Source organism: Acinetobacter lactucae (genome assembly GCF_013344765.1).
Classification (GTDB): domain Bacteria; phylum Pseudomonadota; class Gammaproteobacteria; order Pseudomonadales; family Moraxellaceae; genus Acinetobacter; species Acinetobacter lactucae_A.
Window position 1 is genome coordinate 1 of record NZ_JABVBF010000132.1, and the last position, 9,635, is coordinate 9,635.

Annotated in this window: 7 protein-coding genes; 2 read left to right on the forward strand and 5 right to left on the reverse strand. The window is 39.1% G+C overall.

Going from position 1 to position 9,635, the window contains the following annotated elements; genetic code table 11:
* Positions 1–130: 130 nt before the first annotated feature.
* Positions 131–490, reverse strand: coding sequence for a YcgJ family protein (locus tag HUN22_RS12730; RefSeq protein ID WP_438839289.1), 360 nt, complete (start codon positions 488–490; stop codon positions 131–133).
* 301 nt (positions 491–791) lie between these two features.
* Between HUN22_RS12730 and HUN22_RS12735 the strand changes: the two genes are divergently transcribed.
* Both HUN22_RS12735 and HUN22_RS12740 read left to right on the forward strand, forming a co-directional pair.
* Positions 792–1,949, forward strand: a complete 1,158-nt coding sequence (locus HUN22_RS12735; RefSeq protein ID WP_174729939.1) for an iron-containing alcohol dehydrogenase — start codon at positions 792–794, stop codon at positions 1,947–1,949.
* Positions 1,949–2,383, forward strand: a complete 435-nt coding sequence (locus HUN22_RS12740; RefSeq protein WP_174729942.1) for an acyl-CoA thioesterase — start codon at positions 1,949–1,951, stop codon at positions 2,381–2,383. The genes HUN22_RS12735 and HUN22_RS12740 overlap by 1 nt, the downstream gene beginning before the upstream one ends.
* Positions 2,384–2,431: 48 nt before the next feature.
* On the opposite strand, the gene HUN22_RS12745 is transcribed toward HUN22_RS12740, so the two are convergent.
* The 4 genes from HUN22_RS12745 to cpaA all read right to left on the reverse strand — a co-directional run bounded on the left by HUN22_RS12745 (position 2,432) and on the right by cpaA (position 9,620).
* A complete protein-coding gene (locus tag HUN22_RS12745) occupies positions 2,432–4,660 on the reverse strand; it encodes a phosphocholine-specific phospholipase C (protein ID WP_174729945.1) in 2,229 nt (742 codons plus the stop codon).
* Positions 4,661–4,984: 324 nt separating this feature from the next.
* Positions 4,985–7,060, reverse strand: coding sequence for a DNA polymerase III subunit gamma/tau (locus tag HUN22_RS12750; protein WP_174729948.1), 2,076 nt, complete (start codon positions 7,058–7,060; stop codon positions 4,985–4,987).
* Positions 7,061–7,183: 123 nt separating this feature from the next.
* Positions 7,184–7,816: a metalloprotease secretion chaperone CpaB gene (gene cpaB / locus HUN22_RS12755; protein WP_174729951.1), complete on the reverse strand. Its 633-nt coding sequence runs from the start codon at positions 7,814–7,816 to the stop codon at positions 7,184–7,186.
* 22 nt (positions 7,817–7,838) lie between these two features.
* On the reverse strand, positions 7,839–9,620 hold the full coding sequence (gene cpaA / locus HUN22_RS12760) for a metalloendopeptidase CpaA (protein ID WP_174729955.1): 1,782 nt from the start codon (positions 9,618–9,620) through the stop codon (positions 7,839–7,841).
* Between the last annotated feature and the right edge of the window lie 15 nt (positions 9,621–9,635).

Sequence of the window (9,635 nt, forward strand, 5' to 3'; positions counted from 1 at the left end):
ATATTACAGAAATACTTAATAATAAAAAACCCCGCCATTAGTCGATAGTTAGCGGGGGCTTTTATGGTCTAATTTTACTTTTGTAGATTCATCTGTCCGAGAAACTTACATCACTTCTGTAATTGAAAAATCATTTATTTTTAAAGAGTTTATCAGTCATAATTCTATCAATCTTGCTACGATGCCCATTCTCAAAGTATCGATCGACATGGCATAGTTTCGTCTTGGTATCACAGAACACACCATTTGAGAGTGTAAATGCTGATGTATCAAAAACGCCATGAGAGAATGCTCTGTTGGCTTTGTTAGTCCCTAAGTATTTGGCTGTAAGTTTTTTAGATACACCTTTTTTGTCAGCACAAATATATTTGTCACAAATGACACCCTTTGTAGGTGAATAGACACTAGAGCCAGTTTTAGCCATTACTGCGGAGCTCAGCATGAAGCAAGTGCATCCAATAATGCTGAGTAAAGTTTTAGAAATTTTCACTTATTGAACCGAATAAAATTATAAATTGTTAAAGCATTATATGAATTAGCAGCCTTCAGGAAAATCTACTGAACAATATAAATAACAAAAAGCCCACCTTTCGCTAATCTTTTAAATATCTTGCGTGATCTCCATCTATCATCTGAATCTGACCACATGAAAGTAGTGCTTATCTCATATGACACTCAAGATAATCACCTCAGAACTACTTTATTTTAAGGTGTCTTATGCTAAGTTATTTGAAGATTGAATCTTATAGAACCATTCGACAATAATTTTCAAAAATAAGGAAATAATGTATATGAGCCATTTTCAATTTCAAACCGTTCCAAATATCATCTCTGGCTTAGGCTCTATACAAGAATTACAAAATGTTTTGTCATCAAAAGCTTACCGCAAGTTATTACTAGTCACCGATCCAGGCATGGTTAAAAATCAGTTACACCGTCCCATCCTGCAAATTTTAGATAGCCTCAACATTGAATATGTCATTTATGCGGATGTGCAAGCTGATCCGCCTGAACAAGTTGTTTTAGATGCAGCCAACTATGCAAAACAGCAAAATGTAGATGTCATTATTGGTTTTGGTGGCGGTAGCTCTTTGGATGTTGCCAAAGTTATTGCTTTACTCGCTCACCCTAACCAGACCCAAAGTTTGCAAGAAATGTACGGCGTAAACCAAGTCACTACAACTCGCCTTCCGCTTATTTTGATTCCTACTACAGCCGGTACAGGTTCTGAAGTAACACCAATCTCAATTGTGACCACAGGTGAGACGACAAAGATGGGGATTGTTTCTCCGGTACTGTACGCCGACACTGCAATTCTTGATGCTACTTATACTCAAAACCTTCCAGCTCATATTACTGCTGCCACAGGTATTGATGCGATGGTACATGCTATTGAAGCCTATACCTCTAAACATAAAAAAAATATTTATACCGATATTTTAGCCAAGCATGCACTCAAGCTACTAAACTATAACTTACCGAAAGTTCTTAAAGATGGTAATGATTTAGAAGCACGTCAAAACATGCTTTTTGGTTCAATGCTCGCAGGTCAGGCATTTGCAAACTCACCTGTTGCTGCTGTTCACGCTTTAGCTTATCCACTGGGTGGACATTTTCATTTATCGCATGGGCATACCAATGCCTTAGTGCTGGTTGAAGTATTAAAATTTAATGCGCCAAATGCAAAAAAATACTATGCAGAGCTTATGCAATGGCTCGATCCATATAGCAATGGCAGCACTGATGGCTTGTGTGATTTATTTATTGACCATATGCAGAACCATTTAGACCGTAGTGGTTTGACCTTAAAACTTAGAGAGTTGGGGATTGATGAATCGAGCTTACCTAGACTTGCTCAAGATGCCATGCTCCAAACCCGCTTACTACAAAATAATCCACGTGACATGACAGAAGCCGCTGCTTTGGCAATTTATCAGGCGATTCATTAATGACTAAACCAGTTTTAAAAACCCGTGATCAATTTAAATTCTTTTTAGACATTCAAACGCGTTGGGCAGATAACGATATTTATGGTCATGTGAATAATGTGACTTACTATAGCTACTTCGATACAGCCGCCAATGCTTTACTCATTCAGAAAACAGGTTTTGATATTCATGAAGCAAAGTCAATTGGCTTAGTGGTTGATTCAGCTTGTAGCTTTTTTCAAGAGCTGTCATTTCCAGAAATTATTCAAGTGGGTGTTGCGATTGGTAAAATCGGCACGACATCTTTACGCTATGAATTGGCAATCTTTAAACAAGGTCAAGAGCAAGCGTCAGCTCAAGGACATTTTGTTCATGTGTTTGTTGATCGCGAAACACGTAAGACTGTGCCAATTTCTGAGTCAGTTCGTGAGATTTTAGAGAGATATTTATTATAAAAAATGGGGCAAAATGAAAATAAACTACTCTTTTTGCCCCCTCTATACTTACATCATTGCAGGATCACTAAAAGAGTCTTCACCCGTTTCAACTCGACCAGCAAAACGTCGGTAATAATATGGATCACTCTGGCTCGTGATTTCAAAATCATACCAATTTCCGACATCAGCCAAAGCCCAATGTTGCTTAACAACCTGTCCCGCTTTTACGGTAAGTTGTAACGGCGCATCTTGTCGGTATGCACAAGGTTTTACCGTCAATATTGCATCCTTAGTACCATCATTCATAAGTTCGACATAAACATCACCATTGGCAATGTCATAACAAACTCGAATTTCAGGTTTAACACCACTATCGACAATACGTTGAGTATCCCCTTTAAAATGACGATGATAACCATTTGGACCGAGTACCCATAGGTCATAACGACCTAAATTATCTTTTAAAGCGTCCCATTCATCATCTAAAGTTTTATTTGGCTCGACAATATATCGCTTTGGAATACGGTCTAGATTGAGCTTGTCATAAACATGAAAAACCGCTGCTTGCTGACCCGTGTTAGAGAATATCAATTGCACCTTACCATCCGCTTTACAGCGCGCGCTAGTGTGCAGCTCGTAAGGTAGCGCACGCGACAGACGTATACCACTTTGCTGAATCGGTAACTTAATATCCGTTGGTACAGGTACAGCTGGCAGAGCTTCTTGATTTTCTCTTAACTCATCGGCCTGCACACGAGTTTGTTTCCCGTTCAACTGCGGTAAAACATCTGCATTTGGTGTTTTAAAGTTAAATGCACTGGTTAAATCACCACACACTGCACGGCGGTATGGACTGATATTCGGCTCTTTCACACCAAAACGTTTTTCTAAAAACATGAGCACAGATGTATGGTCAAACACTTGCGAGTTCACCCAACCACCACGACTCCATGGAGAAATCACATATAATGGAACACGAGGACCCGGACCATAAACTCGTCCATCTGGTGTAGGCTGAGAATGGCTTCCCTCAGGTGCAGCATGATCAAAATATTCATCCTGCATATCAGTACTACTTAATGTCGATTTGCCAGCGTATTGGCCATTTTTGAGTCGTGATGGCGCTGATGGCGATGGCACATGGTCAAAGTAACCATCATTTTCATCAAAGTTGATAAGTAGCGCGGTTTTACTCCAAACTTCTGGTACAGCAGTTAATGCATCAATAATTTCTTGGATAAACCATGCCCCTTGAACTGGGCTTGAAGGATCCGGATGTTCGCAATAAATTGATGGCGCATTAATCCAAGAGACTTGCGGTAACTTACCTTCACGAATGTCGCGTTTAAATGCGTCAAGGTATTCTTCTGGTTTATTACCCGGCAACGTATTGGCAATGCCCTTATAAAGTGGATTTTTGGCATTATCAGTCGCAGCATCATAGGCTTTATACGGTAGTTTTTGACCCGTATCGGCATACGGTTTATTCGGTTCGCCACCACTTGAAACGGGATAACCAGATGCAATGTTCGCCTTTCTAAACGTACGAAATGCACCAAGCATATTATCGCCCCATTCATCAGGCATATTTTGATAACAAATCCAGCTTATCCCTGCTTCTTCTAAACGCTCGGCATAAGTTTTCCATGTATAACCACGATCTGCTGTCGCTGGGTTACCATCAATCCAGTCCCACTCATTGTTTACAAATGAACGCTTGGTCGGTGTTGCACCATTCGTACCCGTTAAGTGATAAGAACGGTTTGCATCTGTTCCAGTGTGCATCGAGCAATGGTAGGCATCACAAATCGTAAAAGCATTCGCAAGTGCAAACTGATATGGAATTTCTTTTTCTTTAAAATAGCCCATGGACATATCATTTTTATGGGCTGGCCAACTTGTCATCCGACCATTATCCCAAGCCAGCTGACTGTCGTTCCATGTATGTAGTGTGCCTTCCGCACGCTGTGCATTATGAGCTGTACTATCTAAGTGAAAAGGTGTTAGAACTTGCCCATTACTTCTAAGCTGCTCCCAAACACGGCGGCCACTTGGCAAAGGAATTGTAAAACGATCAGCGAAGCCTCGAACGCCTTTTAAGGTTCCGAAGTAATGGTCAAAAGATCGGTTTTCCTGCATTAAAATAATAACGTGTTCGACATCCTGAATGGTGCCAGTTTTACTATTTGCAGGAATTGCTAAAGCTTTTTGAATACTAGATGGGAAAGCTGCCAATGCCGCAGCACCAAAACCTATATTTAAAGAGTAATTTAAAAATTTACGACGTGTAATCATGATCAGGTTCTTTTTATTATTTAAGTTTATGGAGCACAGCGCATTACAGGCTTTTTACCTGTTTCTGGTGCATTCGAATTATCATTTGATGAGTCGTTACAACCACTCAGCAGAATCGCGCCGATTAATAAAAGATAAGAATATTTAAAACAATTTATTCCAGTGCTTTGCCTTTTCATTGCTATGTACAATCCATTTAAAATCTAAAATGGCTAACATAGAAAAGTACAATGACAGTGACATGACCTGAATATTTCAATCCAATGAAGAATATGAAAATTCTACTATTCTCATATTCTGCACCAGATCAAAACTCAGTTAAATTTAAGGCTTTAATTGAATATTTTGTAGTTCACCATCAAAGGTCTCTATCAGACTCTTAATAACTGGTTGTTGTTGTAACAGCTCGGCTGCTCGGTGAAAGGCTTTTTCTTTACGCGCACTTTGAATGGTATATGGTGTAGATGTATTCAAAGCACCATATTCAACTGTAAATTGAGTATTCGGCCATTGCTCATTTAATGCATCAATAAGCCCTTGCTGCAATTGGGTCAGCATATTTTCATATTCTTGAGGAATATGGAAAACAGTATTACCACCAATTTCACCAGTCATCACACCATGCTGAGCGAGTTCTTGAACCGCTGGAGAAAGTTGACTATTTCTAAACCAATACTCCCACTTTTCAAGTGTCCATTCACCTTCTAAAACTTGAGGAGAAAGCTTCAAGATATCTTGAGGCATCAGCTGCCCATTATCAGTTTCACTAGCCTCTTTCACAACTGCAACTGTTTCTGTTTCAACCATTACTTCAGCTTGCACAAATGACTGCTGCTCAATAACTGGTTCAGAAACAAGATCAGGTGTATCTTGGGCCAGCGAAAATTCAGCGTTAGGCGTTTCAAATAAACCCATAGGTTCAGCAGTGAAAGCTGGTTCAGGTTCAATATTTTTAGTTTGGACTTCTGCCTGAACTTGTACTAACTTTTGCTCTGGTACCGGAATGAAATCTTCTTCCAGAACACTAATTGTTTCTTGAACAGATGCTGACTCAAGACCAATCAGCTCATGATGATTTGGGTCAAATACCATTAAATCCTGATTAGACTGAGGTTCAGGTTCAGGTTCAGGTTCAGGTTCAGGTTCAGGTTCAGGTTCAGGTTCAACCATAGCGGGTTGGTTAATAACTTCAACAGGCTGAACAGCACCACTTACAGGAGCAATATCTTGTACTGTTGGCTGAGCTTGTGTATTTAGGCCTACTTCTGCTTGTCCATTTTGTTGAATAGGCTGTGATACTAAAATTTCATTAGGCGCTAAAGGACGGAATGCCAATAAGCGTAAAACACACATTTCAAAGCCTTGCTCTTGCGTTACAGCAAGTTGCAAGTCTGAACGTCCTTTACATGCGATCTGATAGTAAAGCTGCAAATCTTGAGCAGAAATCAGCTTAGACAGCTGCATGATTTTGCGATTAATTTCATCACTATATTTCAAACTCAAATCAGGTAGATATTGTAAAATTGCCAATTCATGCAATGTCGAAATGAGCTGATCAAGCACAAGTGAAACATCTAGCGCTTGATGTCTAAATTGCAATAAAAGCTGACTAACTTTCTCACGTTGATTTTGATGAATCGCCAAAATCAAATCATAAATGATCGTACGGTCGATTAGACCAAGCATTTCTTTAACATCTTGATGATGTACCGAACCTTGACCATAAGCAATCGCTTGGTCAGTTAAAGATAATGCATCACGCAGTGAACCTTGAGCAGATTCAGCGATTTGCCAAATTGCATCTTGGTCAGCAGTAATCTGCTCTTTTTCAAGAATAGCGCCAAGGTGCTTGGTAATTTCATCAACGGCTAAAGGTCGTAGAGTAAATTGCAAACAACGTGAAATGACCGTAATTGGTAGCTTTTGCGGATCCGTTGTAGCAAACAGAAACTTAACGTGTTCTGGTGGTTCTTCTAGTGTTTTTAATAACGCATTAAAAGAATGCGTCGATAGCATATGTACTTCGTCAATCAGGTAAACTTTAAAACGACCTTGCGTTGGCGCATAAGGAACGTTGTCTAAAAGTTCACGCGTATCTTCTACTTTGGTTCTTGAAGCAGCATCAATTTCGATCAAGTCAATAAAACGGCCTTCATTTACCGCTTTACACGTTGCGCAGACTTCACATGGCGTAGAAGTCACACCCGTTTCACAGTTCAAACACTTGGCTAAAATACGTGCAATTGTAGTTTTACCTACACCACGCGTTCCTGTAAATAAATAAGCATGGTGTAGACGACCGCGTTCCAATGCACTACTTAATGCACGAGAAACATGGTTTTGCCCCACTAACTCATTGAAATTACGTGGACGGTATTTTCTAGCAAGTACTTGATACATGTATGCTCCTTGTTACAGGCATAAGCATACTTTGTTTTTAAAAGAGTGTGAACGCATAAAGCTCATATCCGTACAGATAAACTGCGAACTGGCTACTTTTCTCTACCAGAACCATTTATTTGTCTAAGGATGATCATGATGTAACTCTTGATCAGTTACACCCTCATCCATGGTTTGTACCAGCCCCACACCATCTTTAATTTCAGCCGAATAATTTCCTTTCTCGGTAAAAATCTGCATGATCGTATAGTGGTCTTTTTGACTTTGAGTAATGGTAAAGAAATTCTGGTTCGGATCACCCTGATCAAATTTACCAGTCCACCGAACAATATCTTGGTCAACAGGTTCGATCTCTACAATTTTGCCCGTGCGATTAATGCCATATTCCAACATTTGGAACTTAACAGTATCACCCACTTTTTTAAGTTCAATCACATTTGGATCATATTTAATGACCATACCCTGTGCATTTTTAAGCAGTGGAAAATTAACATTCGAAGGTAATTGATCTTTTTCTATTTCATTAAAAACAATCTGTTGCTGAGACAGTCTTTCTTTTTCGGACGGACTCAAATTCAGCATATTTTGACGAGCAAATTCATTCTGATTATCTGCCACTTTTGGCCCAGACTCTTGCCGACTTTCTAAAGGCGACGTTAAAGCAGAAGAGCTTTGCTGTGAAAAAGTAAACCAGATTAAAACTGCTAACGCCGTACAAACGATAGCAGTTCCTGTTAACAATTTATTTTTCTTCATTAGTGACAGCTAAAAATAGAAATTAGTTATATAGAGAAATTTTCTGTACATTCAGGTTAATGACACTAACAGCATCAATTTTTCCTTCTAAGCCTAAACGCACACCATATTTAGGATTGTATAAGTATGGACTCGAATAAAAATTAATATTATTGCCACCCATTGCAGTACTTCCTAACGGATGGGCAAAGCCTGAACCAATATTAGTTGAACCGTTATGATATAGACCAAGATTGTGCCCAACTTCATGGCGCATAGCAGCGAAAGAACAACCTGCAATATCATTTGCACCAATCATGTTATATGCAGAAGCATTAATCCAAGCCCAACCACAACCGCCATCACCAGGTTCATTCCCTTGATAATAGACACCATCTGCCAATACACGTTTTCGCTCATTTTGTACCATGGTGTCATCTCGTCCAGTAGAGATTGCTTCTTTTAAAGTGGCAGCAGGAATTTTATAAGTTAGATAACCTACATCTCTTAAGTAAAAACGTGCATTCGAATTTTCAGCGGTTAAATTTGTTAGATTTAAGCCTTCAATCATTCTAAGTTTTGCAGCGCTCTCCCCCAAAATTGAGTTTACCTCTGGGCTAGAAACCAACAACATATCAATTGTATAACTATCTACTGTCCAGCCTTGAGCGGTGTAAATAAAACGACGATTTTCACCATTTTTAATTGTAGTAGACAAGCCATTAGCGGCATTAATATAGGTGTCTGCCGATGCATTAGACACAATAACAACTTTATCGCCGACTTGAGCTTTAGCAGGTAGTTGTAAGGTTGGCTGCCAATTTGATGTAGACAGTTTCACCTTTAAAGTAGGCTGAGTCATATTCGGTAAAGTTGCAGGGATTGTTGCTGTAGAATCAATCACCTTTGTTGGTGAAGAGATCAACTGCCAATATCCTTTGTCACTTACATACATAAACTCATATTGATCGCCTGTTTTAAGCGTTAAAGTCGCTTGGCTATTAATATTGGTATTATTAATTTTTGCAGACCAAGTCGCTGTAGACTTGATAATAATTCTATCCCGATCACTTGCAGTGGTCGGCAAAGTGAAATTAGAAACCCAATTTCCATCTCCAAATGAAACTTCGGTAAGGGGACTATTTACTGCTGCTAAAGATGTTCCGATTTGCTGAACATTTAGCTTCTGAGGTTTTATATACTCTGGAACCCATTTTCCTAAAGCAGAATAATATTTAAACCAATATTCAGATCCATTTTTTAATGAGAAACTGCTCGGGAATAGTAAGTTTGTTTTATCGATGTCCGAGCTTGTACTTGCTGTAGAAACAACTTGTACGGTTGTTCCATCGCGTACGTCACTCGGTAATGCAATGGTTTGTGCCCATTTGTCATTTTGAATAAGTACTTTTTGTATGGATGCAGTTGTTAACGGTACAACCTCATAGTTAGCACCATTCGCAGGGCTCACTGTCGCCAACTGAGCAATCCATTTATTTTGAGCGGTATTAAAGATGAATTGGTAAACATCCCCGCTATTTATTTTCAGCACCTCTAACGGAATATTCGTATTAGAAGTATCTAAATAACTACTATAAGCCGCACTAGAGCGAATTGTAATTTTGTCTAAATTATTAGCACTTGCTGGTAAAGAGAGATTTTTGACCCAATTCCCATTTGCTAAAGAAAATTCTAAATCTGAATAACCAGATGGAATTGATCCACTATTATTATTCTGATTGGGTGAAAGTACAGTTGCGGCATATACAAGTGAAGATGCAACAATTGCTCCAATTATGAGTGATGTTTTTAATTTAAAATTCACAGCAGCCTCTTTTAT

Coding starts and splice junctions, on each gene's coding strand:
- HUN22_RS12745 (WP_174729945.1), bottom strand. CDS start 4,660: ATGATTACACGTCGTAAATTTTTAAATTACTCTTTAAATATAGGTTTT.
- cpaB (WP_174729951.1), bottom strand. CDS start 7,816: ATGAAGAAAAATAAATTGTTAACAGGAACTGCTATCGTTTGTACGGCG.
- HUN22_RS12750 (WP_174729948.1), bottom strand. CDS start 7,060: ATGTATCAAGTACTTGCTAGAAAATACCGTCCACGTAATTTCAATGAG.
- HUN22_RS12735 (WP_174729939.1), top strand. CDS start 792: ATGAGCCATTTTCAATTTCAAACCGTTCCAAATATCATCTCTGGCTTA.
- HUN22_RS12740 (WP_174729942.1), top strand. CDS start 1,949: ATGACTAAACCAGTTTTAAAAACCCGTGATCAATTTAAATTCTTTTTA.